The organism is Streptomyces sp. B6B3, from assembly GCF_039871525.1.
Taxonomy (GTDB): domain Bacteria; phylum Actinomycetota; class Actinomycetes; order Streptomycetales; family Streptomycetaceae; genus Streptomyces.
This window is the reverse complement of the sequence record NZ_JBDPLU010000019.1, coordinates 59411-80080: the sequence shown is the minus strand read 5'-3', so window position 1 is coordinate 80080 and position 20670 is coordinate 59411. Positions and strand designations below refer to the sequence as shown.

General features: G+C 72.5%; 15 protein-coding genes, 2 tRNA genes and 1 pseudogene. 11 read left to right on the top strand and 7 right to left on the bottom strand.

Features of this window, described 5'->3' with window-relative positions; genetic code table 11:
• Positions 1-18 precede the first annotated feature (18 nt).
• From ABGB06_RS30465 to pepN, 3 genes and pseudogenes are all read right to left on the bottom strand, one after another.
• Positions 19-3363 (bottom strand): S8 family serine peptidase, encoded by a 3345-nt coding sequence (locus tag ABGB06_RS30465; protein WP_347595442.1) that lies wholly within the window; start codon positions 3361-3363, stop codon positions 19-21.
• A 726-nt stretch (positions 3364-4089) separates the two neighbouring features.
• Positions 4090-4878, bottom strand: a pseudogene (locus ABGB06_RS30460) (hypothetical protein); the annotation flags it as partial.
• A gap of 220 nt (positions 4879-5098) precedes the next feature.
• On the bottom strand, positions 5099-7690 hold the full coding sequence (gene pepN, locus ABGB06_RS30455) for an aminopeptidase N (protein ID WP_347595439.1): 2592 nt from the start codon (positions 7688-7690) through the stop codon (positions 5099-5101).
• A gap of 191 nt (positions 7691-7881) precedes the next feature.
• Between pepN and ABGB06_RS30450 the strand changes: the two genes are divergently transcribed.
• Complete coding sequence (locus ABGB06_RS30450; protein WP_347595436.1) at positions 7882-8511, top strand: DsbA family protein; 630 nt, start codon at positions 7882-7884, stop codon at positions 8509-8511.
• Between the two features lie 91 nt (positions 8512-8602).
• Here ABGB06_RS30450 and ABGB06_RS30445 read toward each other — a convergent pair whose 3' ends face one another.
• Complete coding sequence (locus ABGB06_RS30445; RefSeq protein ID WP_347595433.1) at positions 8603-9241, bottom strand: superoxide dismutase; 639 nt, start codon at positions 9239-9241, stop codon at positions 8603-8605.
• A 215-nt stretch (positions 9242-9456) separates the two neighbouring features.
• On the opposite strand from ABGB06_RS30445, the gene ABGB06_RS30440 reads away from it, so the two are divergent.
• Genes ABGB06_RS30440 through ABGB06_RS30430 form a run of 3 tightly spaced genes read left to right on the top strand, consistent with a single transcriptional unit; the run spans position 9457 to position 11485 of the window.
• A complete protein-coding gene (locus ABGB06_RS30440; protein ID WP_347595430.1) occupies positions 9457-10077 on the top strand; it encodes a biotin transporter BioY in 621 nt (206 codons plus the stop codon).
• A 47-nt stretch (positions 10078-10124) separates the two neighbouring features.
• Entirely contained in the window at positions 10125-10607 is a 483-nt protein-coding gene (locus ABGB06_RS30435; RefSeq protein WP_347595427.1) for a ribose-5-phosphate isomerase, read from the top strand.
• Positions 10607-11485, top strand: coding sequence for a DNA-formamidopyrimidine glycosylase family protein (locus tag ABGB06_RS30430; protein WP_347595424.1), 879 nt, complete (start codon positions 10607-10609; stop codon positions 11483-11485). The genes ABGB06_RS30435 and ABGB06_RS30430 overlap by 1 nt, the downstream gene beginning before the upstream one ends.
• Positions 11486-11632: 147 nt before the next feature.
• Here ABGB06_RS30430 and ABGB06_RS30425 read toward each other — a convergent pair whose 3' ends face one another.
• A complete protein-coding gene (locus ABGB06_RS30425; RefSeq protein WP_347595421.1) occupies positions 11633-12865 on the bottom strand; it encodes a GNAT family N-acetyltransferase in 1233 nt (410 codons plus the stop codon).
• Positions 12866-12982: 117 nt separating this feature from the next.
• Between ABGB06_RS30425 and ABGB06_RS30420 the strand changes: the two genes are divergently transcribed.
• Both ABGB06_RS30420 and ABGB06_RS30415 read left to right on the top strand, forming a co-directional pair.
• Positions 12983-14137 carry a PP2C family protein-serine/threonine phosphatase gene (locus tag ABGB06_RS30420; protein ID WP_347595418.1) on the top strand — a complete coding sequence of 385 codons (1155 nt, stop codon included), beginning with the start codon at positions 12983-12985 and terminating at the stop codon, positions 14135-14137.
• A 197-nt stretch (positions 14138-14334) separates the two neighbouring features.
• Complete coding sequence (locus ABGB06_RS30415) at positions 14335-15150, top strand: M23 family metallopeptidase (RefSeq protein ID WP_347595415.1); 816 nt, start codon at positions 14335-14337, stop codon at positions 15148-15150.
• 60 nt (positions 15151-15210) lie between these two features.
• Here the strand turns inward: ABGB06_RS30415 and ABGB06_RS30410 are convergent, their stop codons facing one another.
• A complete protein-coding gene (locus tag ABGB06_RS30410) occupies positions 15211-16377 on the bottom strand; it encodes an acyltransferase family protein (RefSeq protein ID WP_347595412.1) in 1167 nt (388 codons plus the stop codon).
• Between the two features lie 484 nt (positions 16378-16861).
• On the opposite strand from ABGB06_RS30410, the gene ABGB06_RS30405 reads away from it, so the two are divergent.
• Positions 16862-17086, top strand: a complete 225-nt coding sequence (locus tag ABGB06_RS30405) for a hypothetical protein (protein ID WP_347595409.1) — start codon at positions 16862-16864, stop codon at positions 17084-17086.
• A 60-nt stretch (positions 17087-17146) separates the two neighbouring features.
• On the opposite strand, the gene ABGB06_RS30400 is transcribed toward ABGB06_RS30405, so the two are convergent.
• Positions 17147-17217, bottom strand: a tRNA-Gly gene (locus ABGB06_RS30400).
• A gap of 143 nt (positions 17218-17360) precedes the next feature.
• Between ABGB06_RS30400 and ABGB06_RS30395 the strand changes: the two genes are divergently transcribed.
• The 4 genes from ABGB06_RS30395 (at position 17361) to ABGB06_RS30380 (ending at position 20587) form a co-directional block, all read left to right on the top strand.
• Positions 17361-17437: transfer RNA gene (locus ABGB06_RS30395), tRNA-Pro, on the top strand.
• Positions 17438-17525: 88 nt separating this feature from the next.
• A complete protein-coding gene (gene tig / locus ABGB06_RS30390) occupies positions 17526-19046 on the top strand; it encodes a trigger factor (protein ID WP_347595719.1) in 1521 nt (506 codons plus the stop codon).
• 190 nt (positions 19047-19236) lie between these two features.
• Positions 19237-19851 (top strand): ATP-dependent Clp protease proteolytic subunit, encoded by a 615-nt coding sequence (locus ABGB06_RS30385; RefSeq protein ID WP_347595406.1) that lies wholly within the window; start codon positions 19237-19239, stop codon positions 19849-19851.
• A gap of 88 nt (positions 19852-19939) precedes the next feature.
• The gene (locus ABGB06_RS30380; protein ID WP_347595403.1) at positions 19940-20587 is read left to right on the top strand and encodes an ATP-dependent Clp protease proteolytic subunit; all 648 of its coding nucleotides are present in this window, start codon (positions 19940-19942) and stop codon (positions 20585-20587) included.
• Positions 20588-20670 lie beyond the last annotated feature (83 nt).

The window sequence follows — 20670 nt, the reverse complement described above, 5'->3', positions numbered from 1 at the left end:
TCCCTCAGCGGGGTGAGGTCACTCGGATGCCGCTCCCCCGCCTCCCTGCACCACGTGTTCGATGGTGATGTCGCCGGTGCCGGTCGGGGTGCCGGCACCGTTCCGCAGCTCGACCGCGCCGAAGAACTCGCGGCCCTCGGGCGCCGAACCCGTCACCGTGACCTCGGCGCCGACCTCGGTGCTCTCGCCGGTGTCCAGGCTGATCAGGCCCTCCTCGACGGCCACCGTGCCGAGCCCCGGGCTGAGATACGCGTCCCGGTAGTCGTACTCGGTGCTGCCGGCCGGCACCGCGTAGCCGTGCACCTCGATGGTGTAGGTGCCGGCCTCGGGGTCGACCAGGGTGATCGCTTCCTCGGAGGCCGAGGAGGCGGACGAGCCGATCAGCTCCGCGTCGTCGCCCTCTCCGTAGTAGATGAAGAGGTCGAGGTCGGCGGCGGGATCGGACGGCGAGCCGATGACGGCGGAGAGCTCGGAGACGTCGGCGGGCAGTTCCACCGTGTGGGTGGCGTACTCGCCGTCGGCGATGGTCGGGCGCTCGGTCAGCGCCGAACCCAGTTCGCCGGCGGCCAGCGAGCCGTTCTCGATCGGCGCGAAGCCGTTGGTCACCTCCCAGTCGACGGGGGTCGGGGTGCCGATCTCGGCCTCGTCGATGGTGACGGTCTCCGGTTCGAAGGTGGTGCCCAGCGCGGTGGCGGTCACCTCGTAGCGGTTGTCGAGGATCGGCGAGGTGCGCCGCGACTCGACCTCGATCTCCCACACGCCGGGGATCGGGTCCTCGTACGACCGCAGGTCGGGTCGGCAGGTGTTGCCCGACTCGTTGTAGTGCGGATAGCAGAGGTTGCTCGCCGCGTCGTCGGCCAGCGTGCCGTACGGGGTGATGGCGATCCACCGGGTCTGGCTGAGCTCGGCCAGGCCGCTCATGGCGACCTCCAGCGTCTTGGTGCCCTCGGGGACGTTCACGAAGTACGAGGTGGTGTCGTTGCGCTGCACCTCGTCCGCGTTGGTCACCGAGAAGGAGGGCTCCGCGAGGTCCTCGGCGGTGACCACGGTCGCCAGGATCTGGGTGTCCGTGCCGCCGGTGCGGCCGTCGTCCACGGTCAGCAGGGCGCTGTGCGCGCCGCCGGACCGCGGCCGGGCCTCGACCGTGACGGTCACCGGCTCGTTCAGCGGCAGCGTCACCGAGTCACTGTTCCGGCCCACCAGCCGGAAGGTGCGCTCGTCGTTGTTCGCGAGCTCCAGGCTGTGCCGGACCGGGCGGTCGGGCCCCGTGGTGCGGGTGATGGTGACGTCGTACCGCTCCGACTGGCCGACCGTAGGGGCGCTCTCCCGGTCGTAGACGCCGCTGCCCACGCCCGGCGTCGCCAGATACTCGTCCATGGCGTGGTCGACCGGGGCCTCGACGGTGTACTCGTGCGCGTCGGCGCCCCGGGTGAGCTGCCGCCAGGCGGCCTCGGTGTTGATGAGGCCGGCGCCCTGCTCGTGCGCCTGGGTGCCCCGGATCGTGTCGGCCGAACTGGTGAGGGCCGTGCGCAGGCTGGCCGGATCGGCCTCGACGTCGTACCGGTTCGCCGCGGAGAGCAGCAGCGCCGCGGCGCCGGCGGCCTGCGGCGAGGCCATCGAGGTGCCCTGCAGCATGCCGTAGCCGGGCGGCAGGTCGTAGCCGGCCTCGGGGACCGGGCTGCCGGCCTGCCAGGTGGGGATCGCGTTGATCGACGCGCCGGGGGCGGCGATGGTCGGCTTGAAGCCGCCGTCGTCGCGCGGGCCGGCCGAGGAGAACGGCATCATCGCGTAGTTCCGCTCGACGCCCGAGCCGTAGTTGGCGGCCCAGGTGTCGTCGGAGATGGCGGCGCCGACGCTGACCACGTCGTCGGCCACGGACGGGTCGCCGACGGTGTTGGTGCCGGGGCCGTCGTTGCCGGCGGAGATGAACATCTGCACGCCGTAGGTGTCGATCAGCTCGTTGTAGAGCCAGGCCCGCGCGTTGTTGCCGTCGTTGAGCGCGGGCAGGCCGCCGATGGAGACGTTGACGACGTCCACGTCCCGGTTGACGACCAGGTCGATCATGCCCTCGGTCAGCGCGGTGTAGGTGCAGCCGCCACCGAACGAGCAGGCGCGCGAGGAGACGACCTGCGCGCCGGGGGCGGCGCCGTCCATCTCGCCGCCGAACAGCCCGTTGGCGGCGGCGATGCCGGCGACGTGGGTGCCGTGCCGTCCGGAGACGATGCCGATGTTGACGAAGTCGGCGGTCTGGCCGACCCAGTCGCCGCCGTACGGGTCCATCGGCACGTCCTCGCGGATCTCCACGACGAACGGGATCGCCTCGGCGATCTCGGTTGCCTCGTCGTCGGTGCCGAAGTAGCCGACGTCGTGGCTCTCACCGTACGGCGTCATGGCCTCGTCGTTGGTGAAGTCGGCGTCGGCCGCGAGGTCGACGCGGACCGAACCGGCCTCCGGGTCGTACAGCAGGGCCCAGGCGTCGGTCGTGTCGCCGTCCCGGTTGAGGTCGCCGCCGATCTCGCCGCTGGCGGCGTTCTCCCGGAAGGTGTTGATCAGGTAGTCGCCGGCCGGCGCGGTGTACGTCCGGCCGTTGTACTCGAAGGAGGGGCCGGAGACCTCGGTGATCATCGAGCGCCAACTGCCGTCCAGATCGATGATCGGGTCGGTCGCGGTCACCCAGTCGGTGATCTTGGGCTTGCCGTTGCTGGTCTCCTGGAGCGCCGGGTGCGCCAGGTCGACGCCGGTGTCGAGCACGCCTATGGTGACGCCGCGGCCGTCGGCCCGCGGGTGGTCCTCGACGAAGTCCACCGCGCCGGTCTCGTGCGCCGGCTGGTACGGGTTCGCCGCCGGGGTGTCGGCGTCGGGGCCCGAGTACTCCCGGCTCACGCTGGCCTCGCCGACGTCCGTGGACTCGGGCACCGGATCGGGGATCCGGATCTCCTCGTTGAGGTCGATCGCGCGCACCGCGTCCATGCCGGTGGCCTCGGCGATGGCGGCCTCCGCCTTGCCCGTGCGGACGGTGACGCGGACGTAGCCGACGGACTCCTCGGTGTAGCCCACCGAGGCGCCGTCCAGCGCCTCGATCCGGTCCGCCACGGCCTCGGTCTCGCCCGGTTCGGCCGCGATCATCATGGTCACGTGCGGCTCGCCCGCGGCGCGTGCCTCGGCGAGCAGGGTGGCGTCATGGGTGGAGAACTTCTCGCCGAGCGGCTTGTCCGCCGTGGGCGGCGGGACGTCGCCGGCGTGGGCTGGGGCGGCGCCGAACGCCGCCGGGGTCATCGCCAGTGCGGCCACCAGGCCCGCCGCGATCGCGGTGCGGGAGGGCCGTCGGGACGTCAACGGGGTCAGTTGCGGTCTGAGTGGCATGAGCATCCTTGGTCGGCTTGCGTGAAACCCGGAGCAGGATGACCGGCCATCTTACGGAAGTGATCAATTTGACGGGGTGAGTTGGGTCAAACTTGTCGCGTCCCGATCAGTAACGATTGGGTCACCGGAGGACGGATTGACCCGCGTCCATCAGCGGGGGAGCACCACCAGATAGCCCCCCGGATCCTTGGCCGCGGCGCGCAGCAGCGTGGCGCGGAGCAGCGAGACCTGTGGCTCCGCGGGCTCCCGCAGCTTCCGCGGCGTCAGGTGCAGCACGGTGACGCCGAGTCGTTCCAACGAGGCACGCCGGCGCATCCGTTCGGCCCATGCGGGGTCCTGGTCGGAATCCCCGTCACCGGCGGCCTCGTCGGACCCCCACGCCCCCGCGGCCCGCCCTTCCTCCACCCACCTCTCGAAGGCCTCCGCCTCCGACGCGGACGCCTCCGACGTCGGCGTCTCGGAGCCACGCGTATCCGGCGCGGGCGTCCGGGAGGACTTCGTCTCCCGCGCTGGCGTCTCCGTTCCCGACGTCTCCGTTCCCGGCGTCTCGGAGCCCGACCGAGAGCCCGGCGTCTCGGAGGTCCCCGGCTCCGTTCCCGGCGTCTCCGCGGCCCATGGCTTCGGAGACCGGGTCTCCGGTCCCCGCGTGGACGGGTGTTGGCCCTCCGCCACCAGGGTCCCCCGTTCCGGAACCCTCGGTTCCGCCGGGGTGGGGCCTCGTCGGGAAGGCGCCCGCGCGTCGATCTCCACGACCACCCCGTGGTCCGGCCAGTACGCGTCGACCTCGCCCAGGCAGGGCCCGCCGGGCAGCCACAGCTCCACGTTCCAGCACGGATCGGGCAGCCCGCCCACCCGCACCAGCTCCATCAGCCGCTCCTCGGCCATCCCGCGCGCCTCGGCCAGCAGCGCCTCGACCGCCCCGGCCACCTGCGGTCGGCCGCGTAGCCGGGCCCGGGTGAACTCCCGTACCACGGCGTACGGCTCGCAGTGCCCGCCGCGCACCGCCTCCACCATCAGCCGCCGCACCGCCAGCGGGTCCACCAGCCGGACCACCGCGTCCACCAGCGCCCGGGGCGCCGGCGCCACCGGGAAGCCGCCCACCTCGACCGGGCGCGGCAGCCGGTGGGTGCGCACGATCCGGGCACACCCTGAGGAGCGCAGCCGCCGGGTGCGCGGCACCAGCACGTCCACCCGGTTGAGCGCGGCCAGCGGCGGCACGGCGGAGAACCCGTGCAGGGCCAGTGCGGCCAGCCCGCTGACCATCGCCTCGCCCGGCCGCCCGCCGGTGTACCTGAGCACCGCGTGCAGGGTCTCCTCGGCGGTGGGCGGGCCCGCGTGCAGCAGGAAGACGCCGGGCAGCGGCATCTGCCACGGCCCGCCGGGGCGGCAGCGCTCGTGCGCGGCGGCACTGCTGACCCCGTGCTCGCGCAACTCCTGAACGGTCATCACGCGGCACCTGGCGTCGGCGAGTTCGTGCAGCGGGCGGGGTGTGATCGGGTTCCTGGAGGCACTCATGACCGGCCGATTCCCGGTGGGGACCCGGATCGCTCCCGTTGTTACACGCCCGTCGCCAAACGCGGACAACCACGTACTAAAGTACGCGCGTTCGAGTGGCGAGTCGGAACTGACTGGTCGTCAGTAGCCATGATCCGGTCGCCAACGGTCGAAAACGGTCGTGGGGCCCGGCGCGACCCGAACACCCCGCGCCCCACCGGGCGCGGGGTGGCGCACGTCCTCAGTCGGCCGCCGCGGCCTGTGCGCGGAGAGCGCGTGCCAGATCGTCGCGCGCCTCCAGGACGAGGCGGCGCAGCGCCGGCGCCGCGTCCTGGTGCGCGGCCAGCCAGGCGTCGGTGGCCTCCAGGGTCGCCGCGTTCCCCTGTTCCATCGGGAACAGGCCGCGGACCACGGCCATCGCGATCTCGATCGTCCGCTCCCGCCAGACCCGTTCGAGGGCCTCGAAGTACCTCGGCACGTACGGCGCCACGAGCTCCCGCTGACCCGGCTGAGCGAAACCGGCGATGACCGCCTCCACCAGGGCGTTGGAGAGCGTGTCGGTCTCCACCACCCGCTCCCAGGCCCACGCCTTCACCTCGGGTTCCGGACGGGCCGCGAGGCAGCGCATGTGGTGGCGTTCGCCCGAGGCGGTGTCGTCCCGCTCCAACTCGGCGTCCAGCTCCGGCCGGCCGGCCCGTCCGTGCGCGGTCAGCGCGCGCAGGAACGCCCAGCGCAGCTCCTGGTCGATGGCCAGGCCGCCGATCGTCTCGGTGTCGTCGAGCAGGTGGGCCAGCAGCCGCAGCTCGGCGTCCGAGGCGGCCACCACCGCGAAGAACCGGGCCCAGGCCAGTTGGTGGTCCCCGCCCGGCGGGGCCTGCCGGAGCTCGGCCAGCGCCGCCTCGGCCAGCTCGGCGCGGACCGTCTCGCGCCGCTCGGGCACCGTGTAGTGCTCCAGCGCGGACAGCGCCCAGTCGTGCACCATCTGGAGCACCCCGATCTCCGTCTCGGCACCGGCGAACCGCCGCACCAGGGCGAGGAAGTCGCGGGCCGGCAGCAGGGCGTCGCGGGTCAGGTTCCACAGCGCGGACCAGCACAGCGCGCGGGCCAGCGGGTCGGTCATCCGGCCCAGATGCTCGCGCAGCGTCGCCAGGGAGCGCTCGTCGAAGCGGGTCTTGCAGTACGTGAGGTCGTCGTCGTTCACCAGGACCAGCTCGGGCGCCTCGGCGCCGGCCAGCTCCGCGACCACGGTCTCGGCGCCGTCCACGTCCAGCTCGGCGCGCCGGTACCGGACCAGCGCGCCCGTCTCGTCGCGCCGGTACAGGCCGACCGCGACCCGGTGCGGGCGCAGCGTCGGATGGCTGGCGGCCGCCGCCTGGACCACGGTCAGCTCGGCGATCCGCCCGTCCTCGGCGTACGTGAGGCGCGGCGTCAGCGCGTTGACGCCCGCGGTCTGCAGCCACGCCTCGGCCCAGGCGGTCATCGACCGCCCCGAGGTCTCCTCCAGCACGGCGAGCAGGTCGGCCAGCCGGGTGTTGCCGTAGGCGTGCCGCCGGAAGTACCGCCGCGCGCCCTCCAGGAACGCCTCCCGCCCGGCGTAGGCGACCAGCTGCTTCAGCACGCTGGCACCCTTGGCGTAGGTGATGCCGTCGAAGTTGAGCTTGGCGTCCTCCAGGTCCCGGATGTCGGCCGTGACCGGATGCGTCGAGGGCAGCTGGTCGGCCCGGTAGGCCCACGCCTTGCGCCGGTTGGCGAAGGTGATCCAGCCCTCCTCGAAGCGGGTGGCCTCGACCAGCGAGAACGCGCCCATGAAGTCGGCGAACGACTCCTTGAGCCACAGGTCGTCCCACCACTCCATGGTCACCAGGTCGCCGAACCACATGTGCGACATCTCGTGCAGCAGCGTGTTGGCCCGCCCCTGGTAGGAGGCGCGGGTGGTCCGGCCGCGGAAGACGAAGTCCTCGCGGAACGTCACCAGGCCCGGGTTCTCCATCGCGCCGATGTTGTACTCCGGCACGAACGCCTGGTCGTACTTCCCGAAGGGATACGGGAAGCCGAAGGCGTCGTGGAAGAAGTCGAACCCCTGTTTGGTGACGGTGAAGATCTCCTCGGGGTCGAAGTGCCGGGCCAGGCCCTTGCGGCACAGCGCGCTCAGCGGGATGTCCAGCGTGCCGCCGTCCGGGAGCTTCCGCGCGTAGTGGTCGCGCACCACGTGGTACGGGCCGGCCACCACGGCGGTGATGTAGGTGGAGATCGGGCGGGTGCGGGCGAAGCGCCAGGTCGCCGCCGTGCCGTCGGCCAGCTCCTCGCGCGCCTCCTCGACCCCGTTGCTCAGCACCGTCCAGTGCGCCGGCGCGGTGATCTCGACGTCGAACGGCGCCTTGAGGTCGGGCTGCTCGAAGGTGGCGAGGACGCGGCGCGCGTCCGCCGGCTCGTACTGCGTGTAGAGGTAGGTCTCGCCGTCCTCCGGGTCGGTGAAGTGGTGCAGTCCCTCGCCGGTCCGGCTGTACGCGCACCTCGCGTCCACCGTCAGTTCGTTCTCCGCGCGCAGGCCGGCCAGGGCGATGCGGGTGCCGTCGAAGATCCGGTCGACGGGCAGGGCGTCGCCGTTCAGGGTGACCGAGTGCACGCGCGGGGCCAGCAGGTCGACGAAGGTCTCCGCGCCCTCGCGGGCGCAGCCGAAGCGGATCGTGGTGGTCGAGCGGAACGTGCGCGGCCCGGAGCCGGGCGGCGGCTCGGTCGCCGAGCGCAGATCGAGGGCCACCTGGTACCCGTGGACGGTCAGCAGGGCGGCCCGCTCCCGGGCCTCCTCGCGGGTCAGGTTCTCTCCGGGCACGGGCCACTCCCTTGCTGCGCGGTTGGTCCAGCGATGTTCGCTCGGCGGTGCGGTGCGTGGCGGTGCCCCGCCCGCACGGCGCGTGCCAGCATTCCATCCCGCCAGGAATGCGTCGCGGTCCGGTCGGGTTGTCGCCATGGACGTCCGCCACCACCATCGCCGCAGAACACGTTCAGCCGAGGAGACAGGGCATGTCCGACAAGACCCCAGCCGACTTCTGGTTCGATCCGCTGTGCCCGTGGGCCTGGATGACCTCCCGCTGGATGCTGGAGGTCGAGAAGCAGCGCCCGGTCGAGGTGCGCTGGCACGTGATGAGCCTGTCGGTGCTGAACGAGAAGCGGCTGGACGACCTGCCGCCCGACTACGCGGAGGCGATGCGCGCCGCCTGGGGTCCGGTGCGGGTGTGCGTCGCGGCCGAGCAGGAGCACGGGTCCCAGGTGCTCGGGCCGCTGTACACCGAGATCGGCACCCGCTTCCACAACCAGGGCCGCCCGAAGAACGCCGAGACCCTCGCCGAGGCGCTCGCCGCGGCCGGGCTGCCGACCGATCTGGTCCAGGCCGCGGACTCCGACCGGTACGACGCCGAGCTGCGCGCCTCGCACGCCTCCGGCATCGATCTGGTCGGCCAGGACGTCGGCACGCCGGTGATCGCGGTGCCGGGCGCGGACGGCGAGCAGATCGCGTTCTTCGGCCCGGTGGTCACGCCGGCGCCGAAGGGCGAGGCCGCCGCCCGGCTGTGGGACGGCACCCTGATGGTGGCCTCCACGCCCGGCTTCTACGAGATCAAGCGCACCCGGGAGGCGGAGCCCCGGTTCGACTGAGCCCGGGCACCGCACGAGGCGGCCCCCGCACGTCAGGTCCGTGCGGGGGCCGCCTCTTCTTCCGCCTGTCCCGTGAAGGGTGAGAAGACGATCACGAGAGCAGGAGGTTCTGGGCGCGCTCCCTGGCGGCGGTGTAGCGGGCGGTGACGTCCTGCCAGTTCACCACGCGCCACATGGCCTCGACGAAGTCCACCTTCTGGTTGCGGTACTGCAGGTAGAAGGCGTGCTCCCAGGCGTCGAAGACCAGGATCGGCACGGACGCCTGGCCGACGTTGCCCTGGTGGTCGTAGACCTGCTCGACGATCAGCCGCCCACTCACCGGCTCGTAGGCCAGCACGCCCCAACCCGAGCCCTGCGTCGTGGCGGCGGCCCTGGTCAGCTGCGCCTTGAGGCGGGCGAAGGAGCCGAAGGACTCGGCGATGGCGTCGGCCAGCTCCCCGGTGCCGTCCCGCTCCAGCGGCTCACCGCCGCCGTCGCCGGTCATGTTGCGCCAGTAGATGGAGTGCAGGATGTGGCCGGAGAGATGGAAGGCGAGGTTCTTCTCCAGCCCGTTGATCGATCCCCACTGGTCGGTGGCGCGCGCCTCCTCCAACTGCTCCAGGGTGTCGTTGGCGCCCTTGACGTACGCGGCGTGGTGCTTGTCGTGGTGCAGCTCGATGATCTCGCCGCTGATGACCGGCTCCAGCGCGGAGTAGTCGTAGGGGAGCTCGGGGAGGGAGTAGGTGGCCATGCCGTTGCCCATCTCGACTAATTGCGAATTTATTGCAGTAGCGACCCTACCGCAATCGGAACTGATGGGGCGTGACGGCGCGTGACGGCGCCTTCCGCCGGCTGACGCCGCCCGATGTCGCGAAGACCACAGCCGGCGCCCAAGAGGCGTTCGAGCTTGGTCGGCTAGCGTCGGAGGGTTCCCGTACGCGTTCCACCGACCCGCTGGAGCACCGCATGAGCACAGCCGCCGCCCCTCTCGCCGCCGGCGTCGCCCGCCGACCAGGAGCCGTACTCGCCGACCTGCTGCCCGCCGCCACCGAGTCCCGTGCCCGGGTCCGCGACCTCGCGCTGATCCTCGGCGGCGCGGCGCTCACCGGTGCGGCCGCGCAGCTGTCCGTGCCGGTGCCCGGGTCGCCGGTGCCGGTCACCGGGCAGACCTTCGCCGCGCTGCTCGTCGGCGCCTCGTTGGGTCCGGTCCGGGCCCTGCTCTCGCTGCTGCTGTACGCGCTGGCCGGCATGGCGGGCACCCCGTGGTTCGCGGAGGGCACCTCGGGTTACGGCATGCCCAGCTTCGGCTACGTCATCGGCATGACGCTCGCCGCCGGCGCCGTCGGGGCGTTGGCCCGCCGGGGCGGCGACCGCACGGTGCCGCGCACCGTCGCCACCATGGCCGTCGGCACCGCCATCACCTACGCGGTGGGCGTGCCCTATCTCGCGCTGGCCACCGGGATGTCGGCGGCCGAGGCGGTGGACGCCGGGCTCGTGCCGTTCCTGCTCGGCGACGCGCTCAAGGCGGCGCTGGCCATGGGCGCCCTGCCCGCGGCCTGGCACCTGCTCGGCCGCGACCGCGGCTGACCGTTCGGTGGTCCGGCGCGGTCGCGGCCGATGGCAGACTCGTCGCCATGCGCGTCTACCTCGGCTCCGACCACGCCGGTTACGAACTGAAGGCCCATCTGCTGGACTGGCTGGCGGAGCACGGGCACGATCCGGTGGACTGCGGGCCGCAGGCGTTCGACCCGCGGGACGACTACCCGCCGTTCTGCCTGCGCGCCGCCGCCCGCACGGCCGCCGACCCGGGCGCGTTCGGCATCGTCATCGGCGGTTCGGGCAACGGCGAGGCCATCGCCGCGAACAAGGTCCGCGGCGTGCGCTGCGCGCTGGCCTGGAGCGAGGAGACCGCGCGGCTCGCCCGCGAGCACAACGACGCCAACGTGCTCGGCGTCGGCGCCCGCCTGCACAGCGCGGACGAGGCGACCTCGTTCGTGGCGGTCTTCCTCACCACGCCCTACTCGGGCGCGGATCGGCACGCCCGCCGCATCGCCATGCTCAGCGCCTACGAGGCCGACGGCACGCTGCCCCCTCTGCCGGACCCCGGGCGCGGCTGATGCCCGAGGGCCACACGATCCACCGGCTGGCCGCCGACCTCGACGAGCGGTTCGGCGGCCGGGCGGTGCGCGCGGACAGCCCGCAGGGGAAGTTCGCCGACGGCGCCGCGCTGGTCGACGGCCAGACGCTGGCCGTCGCCGAGGCACACGGCAAGCATCTGCTCCTCGGCTTCGGCCCCACGACCGGCCAGGGCACCGCCGACCCGGACGCCGAGCCGGGCGCGTGGATGCACGTCCACCTCGGCCTCTACGGGAAGGTCGCCCTCGGCGACGGCCCACTTCCGCCGCCCGTCGGGCAGATCCGGCTGCGCCTCTGGCGGCCGCCGGCCGCCCCGGACCCGGACGACGGCGGCAAACCGTACGCCGAGCTGCGCGGCCCCAACACCTGCGCGCTCGTCACCCCCGAGGAGCGGTTGGCGATACGGGACCGCCTCGGCCCCGACCCGCTGCGCCCGGACGCCGACCCGGAGCGGGCCTGGCGCCGGATCAGCGCGAGCCGCACCCCGATCGCGGCGCTGCTGATGGACCAGCGGGTGCTGGCCGGCGTCGGCAACGTCTACCGCGCCGAGGTGCTGTTCCGGCACGGCGTCGACCCCCGGCTGCCCGGGCGCGACCTCGACCGCGCGACGTGGCTGGCGCTGTGGGCCGACCTGGGCGCGCTGATGACCGAGGGGGTGCGCACCGGACGCATCGACACGGTCAGACCCGAGCACACGCCCGAGGCGATGGGCCGCCCGCCCCGGGTCGACGACCACGGCGGCGAGGTGTACGTCTACCGCCGCTCCGGGCAGCCGTGCCTGGTGTGCGGCACCCAGGTGCGGGCCGCGACGCTCGCGGCCCGCAACCTCTTCTGGTGCCCGCGCTGCCAGCCCGGCTGACGAAGCCTCCGTCCCGCACCGCGCTCCTGACCCCCGCCGCCGGTGCACCGCGACGACCGGCGGAGCGTGGATGCACCGGCGCGCGTGGCGGCCGGGCGGCGCGCCGCCGGATCCTGCCACCCCGGGCGTGCGACCGTCGGGGCGCGGTCAGAAACCGTGCGGCAGCCAGGGCGCGAGCGGATGCGAGAACGCGACGGACGCCGCGTCCAGCGCGCCCTGGCGCAGCTCCGTCACCAGGCCGGCCCTCGCGAGCTCGGCCAGCGACGCGCCACCGAGATACGCCGCGCCCAGCTCCCGGACGGAGAGGGCCAGGTCGGCGGGGTCGCTCGTCCGTTCGCACACCGCGCCCTTGGGGCCGCCGGACAGCCGCCACCTGCCCTCGTTCCACGGGCAGAACGCGTCGGCGACCTCGAACACCACGTCCACCTCGGTGGCGTACGCGCGCGCGGCCAGCGCCGCCCCGACCTCGACCGGACGCAGGTAGAGCCGGTCCTCGACCCGCAGGTCGCAGCGCCGCACGTCCGAGACGAGGTGCGTCAGCGGATCGTCCAGCGGGCGGGCGCGCAGCGACACCGTCGACATCAGGTCAATGTTGCGCAGGAAGTCGAGCAGCGCCGCGTAGGCCGCGGGCTCCGCCGCGTCCAGGTCCCGGACGAGCACCGTGCCGGCCGGCACCTGGCCCGCCCACTCCGGCTTCAGCGCGTAGCGCGCGTACCCGACCAGCTCGCCGTCCGCCCGTTCGGCCAGCACGCACTGCCGGGCCGAGGCCCCCTCCCGGTCCTGCTTCGGGTCGAGCAGCGCCAGCCGCTCCCATCCGGGACGGCGCCGCAACATGCCGGGGCGCCCCGGCACCAGCCGGTGGTACAGCTCCTCGCACCGGGCCAGCTCCGCCTCCGGCTCCACCACCCGCAGCCGCAGGGCGTCGGCGCCCGGCGGCCGCGCGATCGCCACCCGATCCGCGTCGATCCGCGCGCTCATCCCCCGGCTCGCCACCCCGAAGCCGAACCGCCCGTAGATACCCGCCTCGGAGGCGGTCAGCACGGCCAGCGGTTCGCCGGCCGCCCGGACGTCCTCCAGGCCGCGGGCCATCATCCGGCGCAGCAGGCCGCGCCGCCGGTGCGTGGCGGCGACGCTGACCATCGTCACGCCGCCGGTCGGCACCACCGCGCCACCCGGCACCGCGAGCTCGAACGTGAAGAGGCCGTAGGAGCCGACGATCCGCTCGCCGTCCCAGGCGGCCAGGGAGCGCTCCGGTTCGGTCAGCCCGCGCCACAGCGCCCGTTCCTCCGTGGACTCGGGCAGCCCGCCGAAGGCCCATTCCAGCACTCCGTACCAGGCGTCCCAGTCGGCCGGGTCCAGGGCACGAACGTCAATCGTCATATCACCATGCCTATCAGCGCAGAGGCCGCGGTGCGACACAATTTCCTTGCCCAGAAGCCGAGAGACCGCTCCCCGGGGTTCGACGCCCGCCCGAACAGCTGGATAGGGTCGCCAACCATGGCACGTGGTGCGGAGTCCGCTCCCCGAGGTGTCCGGAGATCCCGGGCCCAACGATCGCTTCACCGCGTCCGCACCGGGCTGCGCCGGGCGGCCGTCGACTACTTCAGGGGCGGCACCTCCGACTGGCTGGCGTTCAGCACCCTGTTGCTCACCGTGCCCGTGCTCTCCGGCCTGACCGTCGCCTGGCCCGAGTGGTGCCCGCCCGAGTCGTTGGTGATGCCGCTGCTCCTCGGCGGGCTGCTGCTGCGCCCGGCCAGCCTGCTCGGCCTCTACGTGGTCACCGCGCTCGCGCTGCTGCTGGAGGCCGTGATGATCGTCGAACGGCGCTCCGAGCCGGACCTGGTGACCCCGGGCAGCATCCTGGTGGTGGCCAGCGTGGCGCTCGCCGGCCTGCTGATAGCCCAGTTCCGCAGCCGGGTGGGCGTGCCCTGGCGGGGCGGCGGCACCATGCTGTTCGACCTGCGGGAACGCATCCACGCCCAGGGCCGGCTGCCGCGTCTGCCCGCCGGCTGGCACCACGAGATGTCGCTGCGGCCGGCCGGCGGACAGTCGTTCTCCGGCGACTTCGTGGTGGCCTCCCGCACCGGCCCCGGCCGGCGGACGCTGGAGGTGGTGCTCACCGACGTGTCCGGCAAGGGGATGGACGCCGCCTCCCGCTCGCTGCTGCTCTCCGGCGCCTTCGGCGGCCTGGTCGGCTCGCTGCCGCCGCACGCGTTCCTGCCCGCCGCCAACGGCTATCTGCTGCGGCAGGACTGGGACGAGGGCTTCGCCACCTCCATCCATCTCGTGCTGGACCTGGACACCGGGGACTTCGAGCTGCTCTCCGCCGGACACGTCCCGGCCATCCAACTCAACGCCGGCACCGGCCGCTGGTCGGAGATCGCCGCGGAGGGCCCGCTGCTCGGCGTCTACGAGGGCGCCGAGTTCCACCCGGCCAAGGGCACGCTGCGCCGCGGCGACGTGCTGATGCTGTTCACCGACGGCCTGGTGGAGCGGTCGGGCCGCGACCTGTCGGAGGGCGTGGACCGGCTGACCGGCGAGGCCGACCGGTACGTGCTCTCCGGTTTCCGCGGCGCCGCGTGGCATCTGATCGAGGCCGTCGCCAAGGACGTCAACGACGACCGCGCGCTGGTGCTGATCAGCCGCGAGTAGCCCATCCGGCACGCCGGTGGGCCGAACTCGTGATCACCTTATGGAGCGGTCGCGCCGGCCGCCCACCCGCGGTCTGACGGACCGTCCTGAGCTGCGCGGACGTGGCGGAGCCCGCCGCGTGCGGTGTCCGCCGATCGGCGGTGCGGCGCCGCCCGGCCCTGATGCGCCGCGCGCCGCGCTGGCCTTGGCTCGTTGACATGAGCGATGACACCTGCCCGCGACGCACGTCGCACCCGAGTCAGCAGTCGCATCCACTTCCGAGCGCGCCCGGCGACTCCCGCCGCGGCCCGGGACGCCGCCGGCGCCGCCGCGGGGCCGGATGCGAGCCGGGCCCGGCCAGGATGGCCCGCCGGGCCGCGGCCAGCGCGCTGCTGGGAGCCGTGGTGATAACGGGACCGTGGACCGTGCCGGCCGTCGGCCACGAGGCCCTGCCGCACCTCGGCGAGCGCGGTGAGCAGGGGCACCTCTCGGGTCCCACCGGAGTGCCCGTCGAGCCGTACGCGCCGTACGCGCCCTACGTACCGCATGCGCCGCACGTGCCGTACGCGCCGTTCGACGGCTACGGGGGCTACGGCGACGGCGCGCCCTGGGCCGCCTTCGCGACCGAGACCCGCACCGCCCCGGTGACCGGCTACCCGGTCTCCGCGGCCTACGGCATCCCCGGCGGCTGGGCCGCCGGCTACCACACCGGCGTCGACTTCGCGACGCCGGTCGGCACCCCGGTCAGGTCCGTCGGGCCGGGCACCGTGGTGCTCGCCGAGGACTCCGGCGACTACGGCAACACCGTGCTGGTCGAGATGACCGACGGCTACTACGCCCTCTACGCCCACCTGTCGGAGATCTCCGTGTCCCTGGGGGAGTGGGTGGACACCGGCGAGGGAATCGGCGAGACCGGTGACACCGGCCGCACCAGCGGCCCGCACCTCCACTTCGAGATCCGCACCGGCCCCGGATACGGCACCGACGTCGATCCGCTGGCCTATCTGGCGCGGTACGGCGCGAGCATCGACTGAGCCGCGCCCGACAGCGCCGGTGGGCGCGCCCCGTGTGGGGCGCGCCCACCACCGTCGATCTCAGCTCCCCGAACGCGCCGGGCGCCGCGCACCGTGCCCGTGCCCGTGCCCGTGCCCGTGCCGAGTGTCCGTCTCGCGCTTGAAGGCCCAGTGCAGCGAGGGCTCCACGGCGAACCGGAAGACCCGGCGCACCGGGGCGGTGCACAGCGCCGTCATGACCGCCGCGCCGATCAGCGTCACCCCGACCCGGCCGGCCGGGGTGTCGATCCAGTCCGCCGCGTACCAGTCCCACCAGCGGGACGCCTTGGCGATGAAGCCGTGCAGCAGATAGCCGTAGATGGTGCCGGCGCCCAGCGCGGTGTACCAGGTGCGACGGCGCGGCACCCAGGACAGGAAACACGCGCTGAGCAGCAGCCCGCAGCCGAACAGCGCGAGGCTCATCACCACCCCGACGAACCACGGCGCGGCCAACTCCTGGGCACTGTCCGAACGGTAGAACCACGCGTGGTTCATGCGCGGCACGGCCCAGTAGGCCACGGCCAGGGCGGCGAGGAGGACCGGCACGGACAGCATCCGCATCTCGCGGCGCCGCACCCAGTCGAAGTGCTCCCGGCGCAGCAGCGTGCCCAGCACGAAGAACGGCAGGAACTGCAACACCCGCTGCAGGTTCAGGTCGTTTCCGAGGTGGGGGGAGACCGAGGCCACCGCCGCGACCACCAGCGCGAGCGGCAGCGGCCAGCGGACGACCCGCCAGATCGGCGCGGACAGCCGCCAGACGAAGAGCGCGACCAGGAACCACGTGACGTAGTAGGGGTCCAGCACGCTGAACGGGCGGAACACGCCGTCCGGGTCGTTGCTCAGCCGGCTGAAGAGCACGTAGCCGACCTCGAACACCAGGTAGGGCACGCCGATCCCGGTCACCAGCCGCCGCAGCTGGTCGGGGCGCGCGGCGAAGCCGCGGGAGAAGTAGCCGGCGATCAGGATGAAGGCCGGCATGTGGAAGGCGTAGACGAACATGTACAGAGCGGACGCGGCGCGCGAGTCGTCGCGCAGCGGCGTCCAGGTGTGGCCGATCGCCACCAGCAGGATGGCCAGGTACTTGGCGTTGTCGAAGTACGGGTCGCGCGGCGTCGCCCGCGCCGGGCCCTCCGTGCCCCGCGCGGGAGGAGCCGCCACCTGCTCCCCGGCGGCCGTCGGCTGGTCTCGATGATTACGGACGCGCAACATCGAGCGCACGATAGTCCGTGCCGCGCGCTTCCCGAAATTCATCCGCGGGGCGCCCGGGGGAGATATGGAGGTTCCGTTCGTGTAACGAAACCGCGACGTGCCGCCACGGTGGCATCCGTCTCACATCTGTCCGTAATATGACGGTTTCGATCGGGGCAAAAGGGTGATATGTTCCCGCACGTCCGGCCGGTCGCCGGGCCCGACGGGCCTCCGCGGCGCCGCTCCCGTGGACCTTGCGTGGAAAACCGCGTACCTCGCCGGGTCCCCTGGGAATTGGGGGAATTGGGGTGTGTCGAGTGGCTGGTGCGGCTAACGGACTGGTTACGCGCGACCTCGGTACCCAGGGTGTTTTTCCAGCCGCGGGCGCTGCCAGCTCCCTCCACGCGCCGGTGAGTTGATGGCACGATGGTTCCTGCGGGGGTGCGGCGGCCGTGGTCAAGCCCCTGGTGGTGCAGAGGCGAACCTTCCGAAGGTGTGATCAGTTGTGGAAATCTCGTTCTCGCTGGCCTTGTTGTTCGGCGTGATCCTGTTCTTCTTGATCCGCGGAGGGACCATGAAGTGGGGTCCGGCCGTCGTTGCCATGCTGTTCGGCTTCACGCTGGCCTCCACGGGCGCCTCCGACCCGATAGAGGACTTCCTGAACTCCGTCACCGACTCCGTGGCCGAGGTGGACGACTCGATCACCGACGACAGCAGCGACGGCCAGTAGGCGCCGGTATGACACACGGAAGGCCCGGCATCCGCGAGGAAGCCGGGCCCGAACCATGGGAGCGGGCGACGGGAATCGAACCCGCGTAGCTGGTTTGGAAGACCAGGGCTCTACCATTGAGCTACGCCCGCGAGCGCCGGTCGGCCGCGGGATGGAGCCGGGTCCGCGGCAGTCGGCACGATCGGCATCGTACCAGCGCCCTCCGCCAGGCCAGGCCGCTTGGAGCCCTCGCCCTCGGGACCTGTACGCTACGTGTCGCGACGTGAGCCATTGACGGGGTGTGGCGCAGCTTGGTAGCGCGTCCGCTTTGGGAGCGGAAGGCCGTCGGTTCGAATCCGGCCACCCCGACCACGTACCATGAGAAGCTCACGCGACTGCGGCGTGCCCGGATGCGGGACGCCCCAATCCTCCCAAGATGTCAGCCCAAGGAGACCAGACCGTGAAGAGCGCCGTGGAGACCTTGAACCCGACCCGGGTTCGGCTCACTGTCGAGGTGCCCTTCGAGGAGCTCAAGCCCAGCCTCGACGCGGCGTACCGGAAGATCAACCAGCAGGTCCAGGTGCCGGGCTTCCGCCGCGGCAAGGTGCCTTCGCGCGTCATCGACCAGCGCTTCGGCCGCGGCGCGGTCCTCGAACAGGCGGTCAACGACGCGCTCCCCAAGTTCTACTCCGACGCGGTCAGCGAGGGTGAGCTCAGCACGCTGGGCCAGCCCGAGGTGGACATCACGGAGCTTCGCGACAACGAGTTGCTGACCTTCACCGCCGAGGTGGACATCCGTCCCGAGATCGAGATCCCGGACTACTCCGGCGTCGAGGTCACGGTGGACGCGGTCGAGGTGGCCGACGAGGACGTGGACCAGGCCGTGGAGCGGCTGCGCGACCGCTTCGCCTCCACCACCGTGGTGGAGCGGGCCGCCGCCGAGGGCGACGTGGTCCGGGTCACGCTGCAGGCCGCCGCGGACGGCGAGCCGGTCGAGGGCCTGGTGCCGCCCACCGCGAACCACACGCTCGGCGGGGGCGAGCTGGTGGAGGGCCTGGACGAGGCCGTCAGCGGGCTGTCCGCGGGCGACACCGCCACCTTCACCACCCGCATCCCCACCGGGGACTCCGCCGACGCCGAGACCGACGCCGACGCCGAGGCCTCGGACGAGGCGGACGCCGAGGCGGACGAGGCCGCCGCGGAGACCGGCAGGGAGGCGCGGATCACGGTCACCGTGGAGACCGTCTCCTCCCGCGAGCTGCCCGAGCTCGACGACGACTTCGCCCAGCTGGCCAGCGAGTTCGACACCCTGGAGGAGCTGCGAGAGGACAGCCGCCGGCGGCTGACCGAGCAGCGCAGGTACGAGCAGGCCACCGACGTCCAGGAGAAGGTGCTGGCGGCGCTGCTCGAGCTGATCGAGATCCCGATGCCGCAGAAGCTGCTCGAGGACGAGATCGAGACCCGCAAGCACAACCTCGTGCACCACCAGCTCGGCCAGCTCGGCATGGACCTCAACGCGTACCTGACGATGCGCGGCCAGTCCGCCGAGGAGTTCGACGCCGAGCTGCGCGAGCAGGCCGAGAAGGGCATCCGCACGCAGTTCGTGCTCGACGAGATCGCCAAGCGCGAGGAGCTCAACGTCAGCCAGGAGGAGCTCACCGAGCACCTGGTGCGCCGGGCCCAGTCCGCCGGCATGACCCCCGACCAGTTCGTCAAGGCCGTGGTCGAGAGCAACCAGGTGCCGATGCTGGTGGGCGAGGTCAGCCGCGGCAAGGCGCTCGCCGCCGTGGTGGACGCGGTCACCGTGACCGACACCAACGGCGAGAAGGTCCAGCTGGACGACGAGGCGGAGGAGGCCGACGAGGCCGCCGCCGACACCGCCGAGGGGACCGCGGACGCCGCCGAGGCCGCCGAGGCGAGCACCGACGCCGACGACGACGCCGACGCCGACGACGACGCCGACTCCGACAAGGACCGCTGACCGCGGTCGCACCAGGGCCGGATTCCCGCGCGGTCGCCAGGCGGCGCGGAAATCCGGCCCCCGTGCGCCGTACCCCCGGACCCTGCGCTCACAGCGAACAGTTCCCTGGTCGGGATGGGTCGCCGAGCACCGCGCGTTAGGGTCCGTAGATACCAACGCAGACGCCGTCGACGAATGAGCAGGTGGACACGTGACGCTCTTGACGCCTTCCGCAATGGCGGAGCCGGCCAACGGCAGCCTCGGCGATCAGGTCTACAACCGGCTGCTCGGCGAGCGGATCATCTTCCTGGGGCAGGCGGTGGACGACGACATCGCCAACCGGGTCACCGCGCAGCTGCTGCTGCTGGCCGCAGACCCCGACAAGGACATCTACCTCTACATCAACAGCCCCGGCGGCTCGATCACGGCCGGCATGGCCATCTACGACACCATGCAGTACGTGAAGAACGACGTGGTGACCATCGCCATGGGCCTGGCCGCCTCGATGGGCCAGTTCCTGCTCACGGCCGGCGCCCCCGGCAAGCGGTACGCGCTGCCGAACGCCGAGGTGCTGATCCACCAGCCCTCCGCCGGCCTGGCGGGTTCGGCGAGCGACATCAAGATCCACGCCGAGCAGTTGCTGCGCACCAAGCGCAAGATGGCGAAGCTCTCGGCGGCGCACTCCGGGGTGTCCGAGGAGCAGTGGGATCGTGACGCCGACCGGGACCGCTGGTTCTCCGCCGAGGAGGCCCGGGACTACGGCCTGCTGGACCAGGTCATCACCAGCGCGGCGGACATCGCGGGCGGCGGCGGTACCGGCGCCTGAGGCGCCCCGTCCCCGGGCCGGACAGGCCCGGGAGACGCCCCGCAGCCCCGACGTTCGCAGCCCACTCATCCAAGGCGGTAGACAACCGATGAACAACATCCCCGGCTCCGGCATCTACGATCGCCTCCCAGCGGAGTCGCGCTACATCGTCCCGCGCTTCATCGAGCGCACCTCGCAGGGCATCCGCGAGTACGACCCGTACGCGAAGCTCTTCGAGGAGCGGGTGATCTTCCTCGGCGTCCAGATCGACGACGCGTCGGCCAACGACGTGATGGCGCAGCTGATCTGCCTGGAGTCGATGGACCCCGACCGGGACATCTCGATGTACATCAACAGCCCGGGCGGCTCCTTCACCGCGCTGACGGCCATCTACGACACGATGGAGTTCGTGAAGCCGGACATCCAGACGGTCTGCATGGGCCAGGCGGCCTCCGCCGCCGCCGTGCTGCTGGCCGCGGGCACCCGCGGCAAGCGGCTGGCGCTGCCCAACGCGCGGGTGCTGATCCACCAGCCGTACTCCGAGACCGGCCGGGGGCAGGTCTCGGACCTGGAGATCGCGGCGCGCGAGGTGCAGCGGATGCGCACCCAGCTGGAGGAGCTGCTGGCGAAGCACTCCACCAGGCCGATCGAGCAGATCAGCGAGGACATCGAGCGCGACAAGATCCTCACGGCCGAGGAGGCCGTGGAGTACGGCCTCGTGGACTCGATCGTCACGACGCGCTCCTCCACGATGTGAGATGGTCGTCCCCGGGGACCCTCCACAGGACGGCCCCGAGGACGGCGAACCGGACAACGATCAGACGACAACTGGCCACCCCC